Annotated in this window: 14 protein-coding genes; 10 read left to right on the top strand and 4 right to left on the bottom strand. The window is 73.0% G+C overall.

Annotation, left to right across the window (positions count from 1 at the left end; all coding sequences use genetic code 11):
* The first annotated feature begins 127 nt into the window (after nt 1–127).
* Together ACFXGX_RS28025 and ACFXGX_RS28030 are read left to right on the top strand one after the other, a co-directional pair.
* Entirely contained in the window at nt 128–1,252 is a 1,125-nt protein-coding gene (locus tag ACFXGX_RS28025) for an aminopeptidase P family protein (RefSeq protein WP_384796172.1), read from the top strand.
* A gap of 69 nt (nt 1,253–1,321) precedes the next feature.
* Nucleotides 1,322–2,284, top strand: coding sequence for an aminoglycoside phosphotransferase family protein (locus ACFXGX_RS28030; protein WP_384796174.1), 963 nt, complete (start codon nt 1,322–1,324; stop codon nt 2,282–2,284).
* 21 nt (nt 2,285–2,305) lie between these two features.
* On the opposite strand, the gene treZ is transcribed toward ACFXGX_RS28030, so the two are convergent.
* Nucleotides 2,306–4,051 (bottom strand): malto-oligosyltrehalose trehalohydrolase, encoded by a 1,746-nt coding sequence (gene treZ, locus ACFXGX_RS28035; RefSeq protein WP_384796176.1) that lies wholly within the window; start codon nt 4,049–4,051, stop codon nt 2,306–2,308.
* A gap of 192 nt (nt 4,052–4,243) precedes the next feature.
* Between treZ and ACFXGX_RS28040 the strand changes: the two genes are divergently transcribed.
* The 3 genes from ACFXGX_RS28040 (at nt 4,244) to ACFXGX_RS28050 (ending at nt 6,796) form a co-directional block, all read left to right on the top strand.
* Nucleotides 4,244–4,810, top strand: a complete 567-nt coding sequence (locus tag ACFXGX_RS28040) for an FHA domain-containing protein (RefSeq protein WP_384796178.1) — start codon at nt 4,244–4,246, stop codon at nt 4,808–4,810.
* A gap of 244 nt (nt 4,811–5,054) precedes the next feature.
* Entirely contained in the window at nt 5,055–6,380 is a 1,326-nt protein-coding gene (locus ACFXGX_RS28045; protein WP_384796180.1) for a M14 family zinc carboxypeptidase, read from the top strand.
* Complete coding sequence (locus ACFXGX_RS28050) at nt 6,377–6,796, top strand: SSI family serine proteinase inhibitor (RefSeq protein ID WP_384796182.1); 420 nt, start codon at nt 6,377–6,379, stop codon at nt 6,794–6,796. The genes ACFXGX_RS28045 and ACFXGX_RS28050 overlap by 4 nt, the downstream gene beginning before the upstream one ends.
* 1 nt (nt 6,797) lies before the next feature.
* Here ACFXGX_RS28050 and ACFXGX_RS28055 read toward each other — a convergent pair whose 3' ends face one another.
* Nucleotides 6,798–8,048, bottom strand: coding sequence for a M14 family zinc carboxypeptidase (locus ACFXGX_RS28055; protein ID WP_384796184.1), 1,251 nt, complete (start codon nt 8,046–8,048; stop codon nt 6,798–6,800).
* Between the two features lie 514 nt (nt 8,049–8,562).
* Here ACFXGX_RS28055 and ACFXGX_RS28060 point away from each other — a divergent pair.
* The gene (locus tag ACFXGX_RS28060; RefSeq protein WP_384796186.1) at nt 8,563–9,681 is read left to right on the top strand and encodes a cytochrome P450; all 1,119 of its coding nucleotides are present in this window, start codon (nt 8,563–8,565) and stop codon (nt 9,679–9,681) included.
* Here the strand turns inward: ACFXGX_RS28060 and treY are convergent.
* On the bottom strand, nt 9,641–12,088 hold the full coding sequence (gene treY / locus ACFXGX_RS28065; RefSeq protein ID WP_384796187.1) for a malto-oligosyltrehalose synthase: 2,448 nt from the start codon (nt 12,086–12,088) through the stop codon (nt 9,641–9,643). The genes ACFXGX_RS28060 and treY overlap by 41 nt on opposite strands.
* 175 nt (nt 12,089–12,263) lie before the next feature.
* On the bottom strand, nt 12,264–14,372 hold the full coding sequence (gene glgX / locus ACFXGX_RS28070; protein ID WP_384796189.1) for a glycogen debranching protein GlgX: 2,109 nt from the start codon (nt 14,370–14,372) through the stop codon (nt 12,264–12,266).
* Nucleotides 14,373–14,550: 178 nt separating this feature from the next.
* Here glgX and ACFXGX_RS28075 point away from each other — a divergent pair, with 178 nt between their 5' ends.
* The 4 genes from ACFXGX_RS28075 (at nt 14,551) to ACFXGX_RS28090 (ending at nt 18,930) form a co-directional block, all read left to right on the top strand.
* A complete protein-coding gene (locus ACFXGX_RS28075; RefSeq protein ID WP_384796191.1) occupies nt 14,551–15,372 on the top strand; it encodes a Tat pathway signal sequence domain protein in 822 nt (273 codons plus the stop codon).
* A gap of 56 nt (nt 15,373–15,428) precedes the next feature.
* Nucleotides 15,429–16,745: a copper amine oxidase gene (locus tag ACFXGX_RS28080; protein ID WP_384796193.1), complete on the top strand. Its 1,317-nt coding sequence runs from the start codon at nt 15,429–15,431 to the stop codon at nt 16,743–16,745.
* 118 nt (nt 16,746–16,863) lie between these two features.
* Nucleotides 16,864–18,102 (top strand): SAV2148 family HEPN domain-containing protein, encoded by a 1,239-nt coding sequence (locus tag ACFXGX_RS28085; RefSeq protein ID WP_384796195.1) that lies wholly within the window; start codon nt 16,864–16,866, stop codon nt 18,100–18,102.
* A 105-nt stretch (nt 18,103–18,207) separates the two neighbouring features.
* Nucleotides 18,208–18,930 (top strand): 3'-5' exonuclease, encoded by a 723-nt coding sequence (locus ACFXGX_RS28090; RefSeq protein WP_384796197.1) that lies wholly within the window; start codon nt 18,208–18,210, stop codon nt 18,928–18,930.
* Nucleotides 18,931–18,949 lie beyond the last annotated feature (19 nt).

Genomic DNA, 18,949 nt, shown 5'->3' on the forward strand with positions numbered 1-18,949 from the left:
GGCGGGGGGGGCGGGGGGGGGGGGGGGGGGGGGGGGGGGGGGGGGGCCCGGGGCCCCCCCACACCCCACCGGAGGGGCAGGATGCTGCCGTAGCCCCCTGGGGAACTCCGCACACACGGAGGCATGGATGACCGCCGCCACACCCGCGCCCTTCACCGCCGACGACTACGCGGCCCGCATGCGGCGCGCCGCCGAGGCCGCGGCCGCCGCCGGGCTCGACGGTGTCCTGGTCGCGCCGGGGCCCGACCTGGTGTGGCTGACCGGGTACCGGCCGGTGGAGACCGAGCGGCTCACCCTGCTGGTGCTGCGCGCGGGAGCGGACCCCGCCCTGGTGGTGCCCAGGCTGGAGGCGCCCGACGCGGCCAAGTCGGCCGGCGCGCCCGCGATGACCCTGCACGACTGGACCGACGGCCAGGACCCCTACGGAGCGGCCGCGCCCCTCCTGGACAGCGCCGGCCGCTTCGGCATCAGCGACAACGGCTGGGCCCTGCACCTGCTCGGCCTGCAGAAGCGGCTCCCCGACACCCGCTACGCGGCCCTGACCGAGGTCCTGCCGATGCTCAGGGCGGTCAAGGACACCGCCGAGCTGGAGCGGCTCGCGTCCGCCGGAGCCGCGGCGGACGAGGCGTTCGAGGAGATCCGCAAGGTCCGTTTCGCGGACCGCAGGGAGTCGGAGGTGTCGAACGACCTCGCCGAGCTGCTGCGCCGGTTCGGACACTCCCAGGTGGACTTCACCATCGTCGCCTCGGGCCCCAACGGCGCCAACCCGCACCACGAGGCCGACGAGCGCGTGATCGAGGCCGGCGACATGGTGGTCCTGGACTTCGGCGGTCTCAAGGACGGCTACGGCTCCGACACCTCCCGCACGGTCCACGTCGGCGAACCGGACGACGAGGAGCGCAAGGTCCACGACATCGTCCGCGAGGCCCAGGAGGCCGGCTTCCGCGCCGTGCGGCCCGGGGCCGCCTGCCAGGACATCGACCGCGCGGCGCGCGCCGTCATCGAGGCCGCCGGGTACGGCGAGTACTTCATCCACCGCACCGGGCACGGCATCGGCGTCACCACCCACGAACCGCCCTACATGGTCGAGGGCGAGGAACAGCTGCTGGTCCCCGGCATGTGCTTCTCCGTGGAGCCGGGCATCTACCTGCCGGGCCGCTTCGGGGTCCGTATCGAGGACATCGTGACGGTGACCGGGGACGGCGGACGCCGGCTCAACAACACCTCCCGCGAGATGGTGATCGTCGACTGACGTGCACCCACCGACCGAGCGGCCACCCCGCCGCACCCGCGACCGCACCCGGACGACAAGGGCGCGACCATGAACCGGACACCGGTACCCGCACCGACACCCGCTCCGGAACCGACCCCGGACGCGGTCCGTCGGCTGGTCCGCGCCCTGCTCTTCGACGACGCCGCGCCGGGCCCGGGACCGGACGTGCGGCCCGTCCGTGAACAGGGCGGGCGCTTCACGTGGTGGGTGGGCCGACGCCATGTGCTGCGGCTCGCCCGGGACCGCGAGGCCTCTCTGCGGCAACGGCGTGAGCTGCGGCTGCGCGACCTGGTCCGTCCCTTCGTCGGGGGCGCCGTGCCCATGAGTGTCGCGCAGGGCGAGTGGGTGAGCGGACTGGCCTTCACCCTCGACACCTCGGTGCCCGGCGTCTCCGGCGAGGAGCAGGCCGTCTCGGCTCTCGGCGAGGCCGACCTGGCCGACCTGCTGACCGGGCTGCGCGAGGTCCCCGTACGGCAGGCTGAGACGCTGGGGGTGCCGCGGACCCCGCCGCGCTCCCTGGAGGCCCTGCGGGCCTCCGCCGTACGGGCCGCCGGACGGCTGCCCGCCGAGGAGTTCGACCCCGCCCGGTTCGACCAGCTCGCCGCGCCGGCCGCCGTTCAGCTCGGCGCGCAGCCCGGCGCCGCCGTCCTCGTGCACCACGGACTCCTGGGCGAACACCTCGTGGTCAGCCCCGACGGCCGGGTGCGGGGCGTCCTCGACTGGACCGGCGCGGTGACCGGGGATCCGGCCGAGGACATCGCGGGGCTGGCCCTGGCGGTCGGCGCCCCCGCGGCCGTACGCGCCGCCACCCTCGCCGGGTACGGCGCCCGCCCCTGTCTGCGCGGCCTGTGGCTCGCCCGCTGCGACACCGTCATCCGGCTCGGCGACCGCCTCCACGACCGCGACTCCGGACAACTGTCGCTCCTGGAGGCGCAGTTGGCGCGCGCCTGGGAGTCGATCCTGCTGGAGCGGGTCACGGACCTCAGGGACGCGCCGGACGAGGCACCGTAGGGCCGCCCGCGCCAGGCGTCCTCACGCCTGGGTCAGCACCACGCACGACTCGCCCGGCACGTTCAGTATCCCGTCCGCGCCCGGCGCCTCGACCGGGTCCCAGGCCGCGAGGATGCGTGCGCGGCGGATGCCGAGGGGAATCGCGGCCGGGTCCTTGCCGAGGTTCACGGCGACGCGTACGTCCCCGCGCCGGACGGCGATCCAGCGGGCCCCGGGATCGTACGCGACCCTGACCGCCGCGAGATCGGGAGCCGACAGGTCGGCCTGGCCCACGCGCAGGGCGATCAGCTCGCGGTACCAGGCCAGCAGGCGCGCGTGCGGGGCCCGGTCGCGTTCCGGCCAGTCGAGACACGAGCGGTCCCGGGTCGCCGGGTCCTGCGGGTCCGGCACGTCCTCCTCGGCCCAGCCGTGCGTCGCGAACTCCCGCCGCCTGCCCCGCCGTACGGCGTCCGCGAGCTCGGGGTCGGTGTGGTCGGTGAAGAACTGCCAGGGAGTCGTGGCCCCCCACTCCTCGCCCATGAAGAGCATCGGCGTGAACGCCGCGGTGAGCGTCAGCGCGGCGGCGCAGGCCAGCAGCCCGGGGGAGAGGGCCGCCGACAGCCGGTCCCCCTGGGCGCGGTTGCCGATCTGGTCGTGGGTCTGGGTGTAGCCGAGCAGCCGCTGCGCCGAGACCCGTGCCCGGTCGAGCGGACGGCCGTGATGCCGTCCGCGGAAGCTGGAATAGGTGCCGTTGTGGAAGAAGCCCGACGTCAGCGTCTTGCACAGCGCGGCGAGCGGGGGGTGCGCGAAGTCCGCGTAGTAGCCCTGCGCCTCGCCGGTCAGCGTGGTGTGCAGCGCGTGGTGGAAGTCGTCGTTCCACTGGGCGTGCAGCCCGAGGCCGCCCTCCTCGCGGGAGGTGATGAGCCGCGGGTCGTTGAGATCCGACTCGGCGATCAGGAACAGCGGCCGGCCCAGGTCGCCGGCGAGCGCGTCCACGGCCGCCGACAGCTCCTCCAGGAAGTGCACCGCCCGGGTGTCCCGCAGCGCGTGCACCGCGTCGAGACGCAGCCCGTCGAGCCGGTAGTCGCGCAGCCAGGCCAGCGCGCTGCCCACGAGATACGCGCGCACCTCGTCCGATCCGGGCGCGTCCAGGTTCACCGCGGAACCCCAGGGCGTCTGGTGGGTGTCCGTGAAGTAGGGCCCGAACGCGGGCAGATGATTGCCGGACGGGCCGAGATGGTTGTGCACGACGTCGAGGACGACTCCCAGGCCGAGTTCGTGCGCCCGGTCGACGAAGCGCTTCAGCGCCTCGGGGCCGCCGTACGGCTCGTGCACGGCCCACAGGGAGACACCCTCGTACCCCCAGCCGTGCCGGCCGGGGAACGGGCACAGCGGCATCAACTCGACGTGCGTGACACCCAGTTCCGCCAGATGTCCGAGCCGCTCCGCCGCCGCGTCCAAGGTGCCCTCGGGGGTGTACGTCCCCACGTGCAGTTCGTAGAGGACCGCGCCCGGCAGTGCCCGTCCGGGCCAGTCGGCACGCCACCCGTACCCGCCCTGGTCGACCACCGCGCTCAGTCCGTCCGGCCCGTCCGGCTGACGGCGCGAGCGGGGATCGGGCAGGACCGGACCGTCGTCCACCGCGAACCCGTAACGGGTCCCCTCCGCCGCCTCCGCCTCGCCCGTCCACCATCCGGCACGCCCGGGATCACGGTCCAACGCGCGCGTGGTACCGGCGCAATGGAGCGTCATCCGGTCGGCCCGTGGTGCCCACACCTCGAATCGCATGGACGCTTCCCCCTGTCGGCTCGCAGTGACCCAGCACGTCCATGGTGCTCCACAGGAGATCAATTCGCTTTCGGATCCACCCTTTTGCCGCGTGTTCGTCGCCCTTTGGTCGCGCGAACGGCCGCACCCGGTCCCACCAGCCGTTTCCGGGTCTTCTGGACACCTTGTCGTTACTGGCAGACAATCACGAACGTGACGTCGTCCTTCGAGTTCCATCCGTACCCCGCGCGGCTGTCCGACGCGGAGCGCGACCGGGCGCTCAAGTCCCTCCGTGACGGCGTCGCGCTCGGCCGCCTCTCGCACGACACGTTCGTCCGCCGCATGGAGCTGGTCCTGTCCGCCCGCCGGTCCGAGGAACTCGCCGTGCTCACCGCCGACCTGCCCGCAGGCGACGAGAGTGCCGGGCGGCGCTGGTCGAAAGTGGTGTTCGGCACCGTGGAGGCCGTCTCCGGCTTCACGGTCCGGCTGCGCCGGGCCTGGCAGGCCGAGCGGCTGCCCAAACTGCAACTGCCCGACCCGGGCGACTCCTACCCGCTGCGCATCGGCCGCGACCCGGCCAGCGGGCTGCGCCTCAACCACGAGACGGTGTCCCGGGTGCACGCCGAACTGCGCCGCCAGGACGGCGCCTGGGTGCTGCGCGACCTCGGCTCGACCAACGGCACGACCGTCAACGGACGGCGCGTCATCGGCGCGTCCGTCGTGAAGGACGGCGACCAGATCGGCTTCGGCCGCATGCTGTTCCGCCTCACCTCGGGCTGAAATCCAGGCGTCTCGCCTCGGGCTGAACCCCGGTGCCGCGCCCGGCCCGGACTCCCGCGCCGCACCGCGGTGCCGCGCGGGAGAGCGCCCCGCGCGCCCGGCCTCCGCAACATCCTTCCGCAGCAGCGGTGTTGACGTACCCCCCGACTCGTGACTGACTGTGTGTACTTCATGTACATCTGGTGAAACGACGGCACCGTACGAGTGGAGGTGTGCCCTGCCGCCTCTGCGCCGCTACCCGACCGTGGACGAACTCGCCGTCCGCGCCGCCGCGCTCGTCGCCCGGCGCCCCGACGAGGCCCGGCTGCGCCGGGTGGGCACCTCCCGGGCGGGCACCCCGATGCTGCTCCTGTCCGTCGGGCACGGCAGCCGCCAGGTCCTCGTCGTCGCCGGACCGCACGCCAACGAACCCGTCGGCGGCGCGACCGCCCTCAGGCTGGCCGAACGGGCCCTCGCCGACCCCCGCCTCACCGAGGGCGCGGACGCCACCTGGAACCTGCTGCTCTGTCTCGACCCCGACGGCTCCCGCCGCAACGAGGCCTGGCTCCAGGGCCCTTACACGCTCGGCCACTACTTCCGGAACTTCTTCCGGCCCGGCTTCCTCGAACAGCCCGAATGGCTGCCCGACGGCGCGGACGGCGCCGCTCTGCCGGAGACCCGGGTCCTGCTCGGCCTCCAGGACGAGCTGAGGCCGTTCCTCCAGTGCTCCCTGCACGGCGTCGACGTCGGCGGCGCCTTCGTCGAGCTGACCCGTGACCTGCCGGGCCTCTCGCAGCGTGTCGCGCACAGCGCCGCCCGCCTCGGCATCCCGCGCGAACTCGGCCCCTACGACACCCTGTACTGGCCGGCGCTCGGCCCCGCCGTCTACCGCGTCCCGCCGCCGAGCGGGGGAGACCTGGCCGCCGCCATCACGGAGGCCGCGGTCGACTCCACCTGGTTCCACCCCCAGCCGCACGGCACGGTCACCGCGATCGTCGAGGCACCCATGTGGGGCGTCGGCGCCGTCGAGGACCGGACGCGCCCCGCCGATCCCGACGCCGTACTGCGCTCCGTCAGCCGCACGCTGCGGCACGACACCGAGGTCCTGGAGGACATCCTGGCCCGGCTGCGGCCCGGCCTCGGCGGCTCGCCCGACGCACCCCGGCTGCTCGCGCCCGTCGACGACTATTTACTGGTCGGCCCCGGACTCGCCGACTCCTGGGACCCCGACGTGCGCGACGCCGGGGGACGCGTCCTGCCCTCGCTCGACACCGCCCGCCTGACCGCCCTGCGCCTCGCCGGGCGGCGGGTCGCGCTGCGCACGGCCGGGCTGCTGCACCAGTTGGTCACCGCCTCCGGGCGGGACCCGGGCGAGGAACTGTCCGAGCTCGACCGGCTGATCGACGCGTGGTGCGCCGACTACCGCGACGGCTGCGGAGCACGCTGGATCCCGGTCGCGCGCCAGGTCGAGTACCAGGCGCGTGTCGTGCTCGCCGCGTTCGACCTCGCGGGGCGTCCCACCGGCACGCGTTCCCGTTCGGGTGATTCCGGGTGGACCGCGCAGGCCGCCGTGCCGATGCACCGGGAATGACGACAACGCTTCGAGCGATCCGCGCCTGCCTGCTGGTCCCGCTCGCGCTCCTCCTGGCGGGCGCGGCCCCCGCGGCCCACGCGACCCCGGGACACGGACTGCCCGGCGACTGGCTCCGCCTCGCCGTCACGCGCGGCGACGCCCGCTCCGGCGACACCCCCGGCGTCCTGCTGCGCTGCGACCCGCCCCGGGGCCACGCCCACGCCGCCGGGGCCTGCCGGCAACTCGCCGCGGCCGGGGGCGACATCGGCCGCATCCCACGCCGGTCCGGCGCCATGTGCCCGATGCTCTACGCGCCGGTGACGGCGTCGGCGTACGGCGTGTGGGAGGGCCGCCGGGTCGACTACAGGCACGCGTTCTCCAACTCCTGTGTGATGAGGGCGGAGACGGGCGCGGTGTTCGACCTGTCGGTCTGAGTCAGGCGGCGCCCTCGCGTGCGTGGCGGGCGGCCGCCATCACCGTACGGGCCTGGTGCTCGACCTGGTTCTCCAGCGGCACCCAGCGCGCGCGGAAGCGTTCGGCGAAGGCGTCGCTCCAGCCGGCGACCAGCTCTTCGAGGTGGGGCGCCTCCCGGTCGCCGGCCTCCTGGAGGACGCGCAGCAGCATCGACGCGGCCCGCAGCGGGATCCGCCGGCCGAACGCGTCCACGCTGCCCACGTACGCCATCGTCGTGTCCGCGGGAAGCGGCTGCGACCAGTCCGCGGCGAGCCCCGGCACCAGGTCCAGCGCCCACTTCGAGGCCCGCAGAAGGGGTCCGTCGGGCCCCCGCAGCCGGGGCAGGGCCCGCCCGAGCACCGCCTCCACCTGCCCCGCGTCCGTCACCAGCCGGTGGGCCAGGCGTCGCATCGCCGCCGCGGGCGCGGGGTGCGGTGCCGGGTCGTCCACCAGGTCGCTGGCCCACATCGGCACCTCCACGACGGCCGTCAGACCGCCGTACCGGTGGGCGTGGTACCAGGTGCTGTGCCGGGCGTCGTCCGGCATGCTCGGGTACGCGGTGTCCGAGCCCGGCGCCGGCATCACATGCACCCCGGGCCCGGAGGCGGGCCAGCCCGCGGCGTCCGAGGCGGCCGTCTCCACCGGGATGCGCAGCTCCGCGGCCGACTTGGCGAACGGCTCCGCGAGACCCGGGATGTCCTTGGTCAACTGCACCCAGCTACCGCCCAGATCGGTGCCGTGCAGCGTCACCTGGAGATAGGGCCGCACCTCGTCGATGACCCGGGTCAGCGCCCGCGTCTCCGGCGGCAGCCGGTCGGGCGGCAGGACGGAGGGCGACCACTCCGGCTGCTCGGGTCCGGCCGGACGGAAGAACCCCAGGTGGTATTCGAGGAGGGTCCGCGGCGCCGGGGTCACATGGAGGCTCGCCCCGTCCGGGTCCGCGCAGAGCAGGAAGTGCCAGGAGGTGTCGCGGCGCAGATCCCGCCCGGACAGCACCCGTTCGGCCAGCGACAGCAGCGTCGAACCGCCCGTCGGTTCGTTGGCGTGGGCCCCCGCCACGACGAGCACCGCGCGCCGGGCGTGGCCGACGGACAGCAGGTGGAGGGGCCTGCCCGCGCGGGAGGCGCCCACTTGCCTGAGGACGCAGAGATCGGGCCGGTGGGCCGCCAGCGCGCAGGCGGACGACACGATTTCGGTCACACTGGGGTAGCGCAACTCCGGCAGATGACTCACCCCCGACTTGTCCGCCCTGCGTCGCTTTTGGCAGTACTCCACGGTCTCGGAGAACTGTCAAGGACGCGTCGGCGCGGCCCGGCGGGAGCCCTCGTGGCATTTACCGCTGGCAACGGGCAGCGGAAGGTGCGCGGGCTTCCCCGGCCGGAGCGGACCGCGTCCCGCAGGCCTGCGGAGAACCGGGGCGCGCGCCGTGGAACGGGCGCCGGGGAGGAGACGGCCGGCGTACGCGCGCGCCACCGGCGGACGAGCCGGTTCGGCGTACACGATTCACTCGTCCGGGTGTACGGGAACTGCGGTCCCGGGCGGGCGGTGGTCCACTCGGAACAACCGCGCGCGGGTCCGGCGCGCAGACCCGAGGTGGTGGCCCGCGGTGCTGTGTCCACACGGCCTTCCCGGCGAAGGCGCCCCGACGGCGACCCGTACGGGCCCACCGGTCCCGGCGCGAGCGTCGGTGATCCCGTCCACTCCCGCCCCGTCCCGCTCCTCGCCGGACGGGCCGTGCGGGCCCTACATGCCCCCGTGCGGGCCGTCCGCTCGCGGGGGCGCCCCCGCGAGCCTGCTCGACCCGGGAACCGAGCGCGATCCCCACCCCCTCTACCGCACCCTGCGCGGAGACTTCCCCCTGGTCCACGACGAACCGTTCGGAGCCTGGCTGATCAGCCGCTACGCCGACGTGCGCGCCGCGCTCGCGGACCCGCGGCTCGCCGCGCCGTCACCCGGACCCGGGCCGGCCCACGGGGAGGACCACACGGACGGCGCGCGCCGGGCCGCCGTCTCCGCGGCGCTGGGGGACCGGATGCCGGCCGGCCTCCGCGCGGGCGTCGAGCGCACCGCGCACGTCCTCGCCAGCCGCCTGGCGGGCCGTCAGGAGGCCGACCTCGTCGCCGAGTTCTGCCAGTGGCTGCCCGTCGCCGCCGCCGTCACCGCGCTCGGACTGCCGTTCGAGGACACCGCGCGCGTACACGCCTGGTGCCGGACGGGACTCGACCACCTCGGGGGCCACGGCCCCGGACTCGACGCCTATCTGCGCCCCCATCTGGTCCGCCGCCGCGCCCACCCCGGCGACGATCCGCTGTCCGCGCTGTGCGCGGCCCGCCCCGGTGGACGGCCGCTGCCGGACGAGGCCGTGACCGAGTTCGCCGGGTCCGTGCTGGGCGCGGCCGGCGGGACGACCGCGCGCGCCCTCGCGTCGTTCCTCGCCAACCTGCTCGACCACCCGGGCCGGCTCGACCTGATCCGCGCCCGCCCCGAGCTGACCGGCGCCGCCTGGGCCGAGTCGCTGCGCCGCGACCCCCCGGTGCAGATCGTGCCCCGGCGGGCGCTCGAACCGATCGGCCCGATACCCGAGGGCGCCACCGTGGCGTGTCTGCTCGGCGCGGCGGGCCGCGACCCGGCACGGTTCGCCGACCCGGACCGCTACGACCTCTTCCGCGCCGACCCGGGCGGCCTCGCGTTCGGCGCGGGACCGCGCCACTGCCTCGGCGCCCCGCTGGCCCGGCTGACGGCGGAGGCGGGGCTGAGCGTCCTGCTGGCCGTGCTGCCGGGCCTGCGCAGGGCGCCGGGGCCCCGGCCGCGCGCCGAGGGCCTGGTCAGCCGCTCTCCCCGGACCCTTCCGGTGTGTCCACGCTGACGCGTTCCAGGAGGACGACGGGTGACCGCTCGAAGAGGTCCGCCACGCGTGCGTGCCCCGTGAACTCCCGCCCCGGGGAGCCGGAGGGGAGCACGTCGGCCCACCGTCCGCCGGGGAGCGCGAGAACGGTGTCCCGCCAGCCGCCGGCCTCGGCGAGCCCCAGCGACAGCCGGGTGACGGCCGTGATCACCTCTCCCGACCGCACGAACGCCACACAGTGCTCCGCCGCCGGCCCCTCGGCGCGCAGCGGCGCGTACGTCGCCGCGTCGCCGAAGACGTCGGGCCGCCGGGCGCGCAGCCGCAGCGCGGCGGCCGTGAGCGCCGGCTTCTCCGCGGACGGGTCGCGCGGCGCGAACGCCTCCCTGTTGTCCGGGTCCACCAGCGCCAGATACTCGTCCTCGGTTCCCTGGTACACGTCCGGCACCCCGGGCATCGTCAGATGGACCAGGGCGGCCCCCAGGACGTTCGCCCGCACATGCGGGCCCAGCGAGGACCGCAGGGCGGCCACGTGCCGTCCAGGGGGCCCGCACGGCCCGTCCGCGACGAACGCCGTCACCGCGTCCTCGTACGCGGGGTCGCGCTCGGTCCAGGCGGTGCGCGTCCCGGCCTCCCTGATGTGCTTCAGCAGGGCGTCTCGGACCCGCTCCGTGTAGACCCCGGCCCCGTCCTCGCCGGTGGCCGGGCCGAGCCCGAACACCGTCTGCCAGGCGGCCCACGCCACCTGCGGGTCGGGGCTCCCGAGTCCCTCACCGGTCACCTCCGCCAGGACCTCGGACCAGGCTTCCGGGCACTGGGTGAGGACGGCGACGGCCGCGCGCACGTCCGCGCTGCGCTTCGTGTCGTGGGTCGACAGGACGGTCCCGGTGGCGGGCCAGTCGCGCTGCACACGCGCGCAGTAGGCGTGGAAGTCGTCCGGGGACACCGCGGGGCGGCCCGGGTCGCCGCCCACCTCGTTCGCCGACAGCAGCGGCACGTAGCGGTAGAACGCCGTGTCCTCCACCGACTTGGCCCGCAGCGCCGACGAGGTCTGCGCGAACCGGGCCCGGAAGGCGGCCTCCCCGGGCCCGTCGCCGTCGCCGATCAGCAGATCCCGTACGACGTCCACGGCGTGCGCCTCCTCGGGCACCCGGAACGCCGACCTGGCCTCGGCGGCGGCCCGCTCGGTGATCACCAGGGACGCGTCCGTGGACGGGTAGGGCCGGTACACCTCCAGCCGGACAAGGAGCTCCCGCAGCGCGGCGCCCAGGGCCCAGGGGGCGTGGTCGCGGGCGGCGGGGTCGGGGGACACGGCGCACAGCGCGCTCACCTCACGGGTGAGGCGTTCGACCTCCGCGGCCAGTTCGTGCGTGATCACCTTGTACGCCGCCCGGCGCACCGTGCTCTCCCAGTGGCCGCCCCGGTCGGCCTGCGGGCCGGCGAAGCGCCGGTAACGGCCGAGGAGCCGGCTCGCGCCCGCCTCGTCCGTGAAGAGGCCGTCGACGTGCCGCAGCGCGTCGTAGCCGGTGGTGCCCGCTACGGGCCACGCGGGCGGGAGCGGCTCGCCGTCCGCGAGGATCTTCTCGACCACCGTCCAGCGGCCGCCGGTCGCCTCGTGCAGCCGGCGCAGATAGGCGTCCGGGTCCGCCAGCCCGTCCGGGTGGTCGACGCGCAGACCGTCGATCACACCGTCGGCGACGAGCTCCAGGATCTTCGCGTGGGTGGCCGCGAACACCTCGGGGTCCTCGACGCGCACCCCGATGAGCTCCGAGATGCTGAAGAAGCGCCGGTAGTTCAGCTCGGTGCGGGCCAGCCGCCACCACGCGGGGCGGTACCACTGGGCGTCCAGGAGCCGGGGCATGGGCAGTTTCGCGGTGCCCTCGCGCAGCGGGAACACGTGGTCGTAGTAGCGCAGTATGTCGCCGTCGACCTTGAGCTCGCCGATCTCGGAACCGAGGCGGTCCCCGAGCACCGGCAGCAGCAGCCGGCCGTCCTGGGCGTCCCAGTCGATGTCGAACCAGCGGGCGTACGGAGATCCGGGGCCCTCGCGCAGGACCTCCCACAGGGCGTGGTTGTGGCGCGGGGCCATCGCCATGTGGTTCGGCACGATGTCCACGACGAGCCCGAGGCCGTGCTCCCGCGCGGTGCGTGCCAGGGCACGCAGCCCCTCCTCACCGCCGAGTTCGGCCCGTACGCGCGCGTGGTCCACCACGTCGTAGCCGTGCGTCGAACCGGGGACGGCCTCAAGGACGGGCGACAGGTGCAGGTGGGAGACGCCGAGCGAAGCCACATAGGGCACGGCCGCCTCGGCGCGGCGGAAGGGGAAGTCCGGCTGGAGCTGGAGCCGGTAGGTGGCGGTCGGCACGAAGGGGAGGACCGGGCTGGGGACGACCGAGTGCGCGATCGCCGGTTCGGGGCGCTCAGGTGTCATGCGAGTCTACGTACCCGTCCGGCCGGACTTCTGTCACCCACACCCCCAGAAGGGCACGCACGGACCCCCGTCGGAGGCCCACGCGCGTGCTCCTGGAACCGGAAGAGGCCCACGCGCGCGTGTTCCCGAAAATGCGGTCCACGCGCGCGTGCTCCTGAGGAGGGGGCCGGCCGTCCTAGGCGGGCCGCTGAAGCACCGTCATGCTCCGGTCGACCAGGCTCAGCCGGTCGCCGGCCGTGACCTTGGCGCCCGTACCCGGGGCCACGCCCTCCGGGAGGGAGGTGTCGACGACGACCTGCCACTGGCGGCCGTGGTCGGCCGGTACGACGAATTCCAGGGGCTTGGGGGAGGCGTTGAACATCAGCAGGAAGGAGTCGTCGGCGATGCGCTCCCCGCGGGCGCCCGGCTCGGAGATCGCGTTGCCGTTGAGGAACACGGACAGCGCCCGGGCCTGCGCGGAACCCCAGTCGCGCTGGGTCATCTCCTGGCCCTCCGGGGTGAACCACGCGATGTCGGAGAGCTCGTCGTGGGTGCCCTGGACGGGCCGCCCGTGGAAGAAACGCCGCCGCCGGAAGACGGGATGGTCCCGGCGCAGCCACACCATCGCGCGCGTGAAGGCCAGGAGCTCGCAGTCCTCCTCCGGCCACGGCACCCAGGCCAGCTCGCTGTCCTGGCAGTACGCGTTGTTGTTGCCGCCCTGGGAGCGCGCGAACTCGTCGCCGTGGCTGAGCATCGGCACGCCCTGGGAGAGCATCAGGGTGGCGATGAAGTTGCGCCGCTGCCGGGCCCGCAGCGCCAGCACGCCCGGGTCGTCCGTCTCGCCCTCGGCGCCGCAGTTCCAGGAACGGTTGTGGCTCTCGCCGTCCCGGTTGTCCTCGCCGTTGGCCTGGTTGTGCTTGTTGTTGTACGACACGAGGTCGTTCAGGGTGAAGCCGTCGTGGCAGGTCACGAAGTTGATGGAGGCGAGCGGACGCCGTCCGTCGTCCTGGTAGAGGTCGGACGAGCCGGTCAGCCGGGACGCGAATTCGGCCAGCGTGCGCGGCTCGCCGCGCCACAGGTCCCGCACGGTGTCGCGGTACTTGCCGTTCCACTCCGTCCACAGGGGCGGGAAGTTGCCCACCTGATAGCCGCCCTCGCCGACGTCCCAGGGCTCGGCGATCAGCTTCACCTGGGAGACCACCGGGTCCTGCTGGACGAGGTCGAAGAACGACGACAGCCGGTCCACCTCGTGGAACTGGCGCGCCAGTGTGGCCGCGAGGTCGAAGCGGAAGCCGTCCACGTGCATGTCGGTGACCCAGTAGCGCAGCGAGTCCATGATCAGTTGCAGGACGTGCGGCGAGCGCATCAGGAGCGAGTTGCCGGTGCCCGTGGTGTCCATGTAGTAGCGGGGGTCGTCCGCCAGACGGTAGTACGAGGCGTTGTCGAGGCCCCGGAAGGAGAGTGTCGGGCCCAGGTGGTTGCCCTCGGCCGTGTGGTTGTAGACCACGTCGAGGATGACCTCGATGCCGGCCTCGTGCAGCGCCCGGACGGCCGACTTGAACTCCAGCACCTGCTGGCCCCGGTCGCCCCAGGAGGCGTACGCGTTGTGCGGGGCGAAGAAGCCGATCGTGTTGTAGCCCCAGTAGTTGCCGAGGCCCATGTCGGACAGCCGGTGGTCGTTCACGAACTGGTGTACGGGCATCAGTTCCAGCGCCGTGACGCCCAGTTCCGTCAGGTGTTCGATGATCGCCGGATGGGCGAGGGCCGCGTACGTGCCGCGCAGCTCGTCCGGGAGCTCCGGATGCAGCATCGTGAGGCCCTTCACATGGGCCTCGTAGATCACCGTGTGGTGGTACTCCGTCCGGGGGCGCCGGTCGTCGCCCCAGTCGAAGTACGGGTTGACCACGACCGACGACATCGTGTGCGGCGCCGAGTCGAGGTCGTTGCGCTTGTCGGGTGACCCGAAGGGGTATCCGTACACCTCCTCGCCCCAGTTCACGGCGCCCGCGATCGCACGCGCGTACGGGTCGAGCAGCAGCTTCGCGGAGTTGGCGCGCTGCCCGCGCTCGGGCGCGTACCGCCCGTGCACCCGGAAGCCGTACCGCTGTCCGGGCATGACGCCGGGCAGGTACGCGTGGCGCACGAACGCGTCGGTCTCCCGCAGTTCCACGGCCGTCTCCGAGCCGTCGTCGTGCAGAAGACACAGCTCAATACGGTCGGCGGCCTCCGAGAAGACCGCGAAATTGGTACCGGCGCCGTCGTACGTGGCACCGAGTGGATACGCCTCGCCAGGCCAGACCTGCATGGATATGACTCTTCCAGTAGTTCCGTGCCCCTGGGGGCGAGTCCGAAGGGAGTCTCCCCGAAAGTGATGGAACCTCACATGCCTTACATCCCTCTTACCCCGCGACCAGGCATATCTCGTATGCCGAACCAGTGGGACTCGAACGACTCCTGGGGACGTAGGGGGAGTAGGGGGAAATGTGCGCAAGATAGTGCACCGCCATCTGGGCAAGGTGGTGGCGGGTGCGGCCATCGCGGTGGCCGGGACGGCCGTGATGATCGGAATCACCCTTCCGGGGTCGGCGGGGGCCGACGAGTCGGGCGGAACGAGCGGGACCGGCGCGACCGGCGGGTCCGCGCAGCAGGCGGCGCAGGACGGGCAGGGCGGCGCCGTGCAGCCCGGCGTCGTCGAGCGGGCGCCGGCCGAGGGGCAGAAAGGCAAGGGCCGTGACCCGCTGACCGACGACGAGATGCGGCGGGCCGAGCGGATCGCGGTGAACCGGCAGCTCTTCAACTCCAGCGAGAACGTCGAGGGCGCTCGCGGACCGCAGCGCATCGGAGTCGACCTCGCCGAGCCGGAGACGGCCGATCTGGACAACCCGAACGCGCCGCGCCGGGCCGACATCAGGTTCTACGACTACAAGGACGACACGCTCGTCACCAAGACCGTCGACCTCGACACCGAGAAGGTCGTCGAGACGGGCGTCCAGCACGGTGTGCAGCCGCCGATCAGCCGTGACGAGATGACCGAGGCCGCCAAGCTGCTGATCGCCGATCCGCTCGGCGCCGGCCTGAAGGCCGACTTCAAGGACGCCACCGGCAAGGAACTCACCTCGCCCGATCAGCTCATGCTCAACAGCATGGTCTACCGCGCGACTCCCGGCGTCCGGCCGGCCGCCCTCGGCGTCTGCGGTGAGCACCGGTGCGTCCGGCTCTTCCCGAAGGTCAAGAACGGGCCCTGGATCGACAGCCGTGACCTGGTGATCGACCTGAGCGCCCGCAAGGTCGGCAAGCTCGGCTGAGCGCCGTCCTTCTTTCCTTCCCACCTTCACAGCCTTCCGCAAGGAGTCATGTCTTCATGCGCGTCAACAGAAACAGCCGTGCCCGCAGCCGGGCGGCCGTGGGCCTCTCGGCGCTCGCCCTGGCCGCCGGCGCGACGACGGCCGCGGGACCGGCCGTCGCCCAGCCCCGGTCCGCGCCCGCCCCGGCCGCCGACTGCAGCGCGGCGTACAAGATCGAACAGAAGCTCGCCACCGGCACCACCTGGCGGATGTGCTGGCACTACGAGAGCGAGGCCGGACTCGTCCTGGAGAACATCTCCTACCAGCCTCCCGGCGAGGCGGCCCCGATCAAGGTCCTGAGCACCGCCAAGCTCGCCCAGATCGACGTCCCCTACGACGACGGCTCGGTCGAGTACAGCGACCTCACCGGCGCCGGCTTCGGGCAGGGCCTGGTCGACATGGTCCCCGCCGAGTGCCCCGGCGGCTCCATCAAGACGGTCAAGGTCCCCGATGCCTGGGACCCGCAGCACGCGAACGTCAAGGGCCTGTGCACCACGACCCGTTCACGCGGTCACGCCTACCGCATGGAGGCCGACACCGGGAACAAGGTCTTCCAGGCGCAGGGCAAGGACCTGCTGATCTACACCGTCAACAAGGTCGGCTGGTACGAGTACATCACCGAGTGGCGCTTCCAGGACGACGGCACCCTCAACATGAACGTCGGCGCCACGGGCAGCCTCTCGCCCGGTGACTACGACGCGGGCGACGGCCGCGGCTGGCCGCTCGGCAAGGGCGCCAAGGACTACGCCACGAGCCACAGCCACAACATCTTCTGGCGGCTCAACTTCGACCTGGACGGCTCGGCCAAGTCGAAGGTCGAGCAGTACGACTCGGTGGTCAGCCCGCCCGCTTCGGGCCAGGAGGCCCCCAGCAACAAGACCACGGTCACCAAGGTCGGCAAGGAACTCGCCGGCGACGCCAAGAACATGCGCTGGTGGCGTCTTGTCAGCAACTCCGGCAAGAACAAGGACAATCACGCACGCTCGTACGAAATCGTGCCGGGCGCGACCACCAAGTATCTCGGCCGCGCCTTCACCAAGCACGACGTCTACTTCACCGAGTACAACAAGTGCGAGCAGTTCGCCAGCGACAACCTGCGCAACTGCGGTGCCGGGCACGGTAAATCCGTCGACAAGTGGGTCGACGGACAGACGCTCACCCACCCCGTGGTCTGGGTCAACGTGGGCTTCCACCACATCGCCCGCGACGAGGACCAGCAGCCGATGCCGGTCCACTGGCAGGGATTCTCCATCGCCCCGCGTGACGTCACCGCTATGAATCCGCTCACTCCGCCGGAGCTCGCGGACCAGAACGGGCATGTCCAACCTAGGTAGTTGGGAAACGACCTGTGCATCGGGCTGCACCGCTCGCCGCTCCCGGAGTACCCTTCCTTGATCGTTGATTGGGGCTTGCCCCCGGGGAGTGCTCGGGGGAGCGGAAGGCGGTGCGTGGGTGGGCTCGGGAGGGCTGGAGCTGCCTCCTGGTGACGAGGGTCACGAGGGGAACTCCACAGATGTCCCACCCGGCGCGGTGTCCCTGGCGCGGCCGATGGAAATGGGATCCATTGGTCCGGAACTGGACTGGGGCGCCGACGCCTGGCGCGAGGTGCGTACGCGCGCCCAGCGGGCCGGGCGCGCCTACATCTGGCTGAACCTGGTGGAACAGCGGCTGCGCGCGGTCGTGGCCGCTGTTCTCCGGCCCATCTACGAACCCGTCCACGGCGACGACTGGGTGGTCGCCGCCGCGGGACCGGCCGGTCAGGAGTGGGTGCAGCGCGCCGTCGCCGTGCGCGAAGTCAGCCGCCGCAAGGGGTACTTGCTCGACCCGGCCGACGACAACGTGCTGAGTTTCCTCACGCTGCCCCAGTTGCGGGAGCTGATGGTGCAGCACTGGCCGTGCTTCGAGCCCTACTTCGACGAACGCCGGGACGTCGAACTCGCCCTGGACGAGCTGGAAGTGACCCGGAACGTCGTGTCACGCAACCGCGCTCTGTCCGAGGCCGTCCTGAACCAGGCCGAACGGGCGGCGGCGAAACTCCTGGAGATCCTCGGCGCCGGGAGCGACGTGCCCTCCGCGCGCAGGCTGCCCGTGGACGCCGTCGAGGACCTCGTGGGCGACCGCTACGCGGACGTCGTCGGGGTGCACTCCGACCGGGTGCGGCTGCTGCGCCAGTTCCCCGCAGAGGACCTCTTCGGCGGCGCCCGCCGGCTCGACGCGGTCGGCATCGGACTGAACCTGCTGGTGCAGAACTTCTCCGGGCGCCGGCTGGTCCGGCTCGCCGAGGCGGGCTGCCGGACGCGGCTGCTGTTCCTGAACCCCGCGTCCAGCGCGGTCAAGCGGCGCGAGCGCGAACTCGGCATCAAGCGCGGCGAGTTGAGTCGGTCGGTCGAGATGAACATCCTGCACATGCGGCGGGTGCGGTCCAGGCTGCGCGACCCGGACGCCTTCGAGATCCAGGTCTACGACGAGACGCCCCGCTTCACCGCGTACCTCGTGGACGGGGACGGCTCGGACGGCATCGCGGTCGTGCAGTCCTATCTGCGCCGGACGCGGGGCATGGAGGCACCGGTCCTGGTGCTGCGCGGCGGGAGTCGCCTGCTCAAACCGGATCAGATCGACGAAGAGGGACTTTTCCCCACCTATCGCGAAGAATTCGAGGTGGCCTGGGCCGATTCGCGGCCTGTGTCCTGAAAGGCCGTTCCTCGTGGCCGGTGGAACGCGGTCCCCGGATTGTCAGTGGCTCATGGGATCGTGGGGACCACTGGGGGAAAGCACCACGAAGAAGGGGGGCCGCCCATGGGCTGGCACCGGGAGCTGCTGATCGGCTTCGACCTGGAGACGACCGGGACCGATCCGCGTGAGTCGCGCATCGTCACGGGTGCCGTGATAGAGGTCAAGGACGGAGAGCCGCTGGGCCGCCGCGAATGGCTGGCCGATCCGGGCGTGGAGATCCCGGCCGACGCAGTGGCGGTGCACGGGATCACGAACGAGCGCGCGACCGCCGAAGGCCGTCCGGCCGACGAGGTCGCCGACGCCATGGCGGGCGTCCTCGTCACCTACTGGCGCACCGGCGTCCCGGTCGTCGCGTACAACGCGGCCTTCGACCTCACGCTGCTCTCCGCCGAGCTGCGGCGGTACGGACTGCCCTCGCTGCGCGAGCGGCTCGGCGGCATCGATCCGGCTCCCGTCATCGACCCGTACACGATCGACCGCTCCGTGGACCGTTACCGCCGGGGCAAGCGCAACCTGGAGGCGGTCTGCACCGAGTACGGGGTGGTCCTGGACTCCGCCCACGACGCCTCGGCCGACGCACTCGCCGCCGCCCGGCTCGCCCGCGCGATAGCCGGCCGTCACCCCAAGGTCGCGGCCCTCGGCCCGGTCGAGCTGCACGGCCGCCAGATCGAGTGGTACGCGGACTGGGCGGCCGACTTCCAGTCCTTCCTGCGCCGCAAGGGCGAGACGGACGCGGTGGTGGACGGCACCTGGCCCCTGCGGGACCTGGCGGACGAACGCGTCTGAGCCGATCGCGGGGCCGGGA

The organism is Streptomyces sp. NPDC059371 (genome assembly GCF_042751995.1).
In the GTDB taxonomy this organism is placed as follows: Bacteria; Actinomycetota; Actinomycetes; order Streptomycetales; family Streptomycetaceae; genus Streptomyces.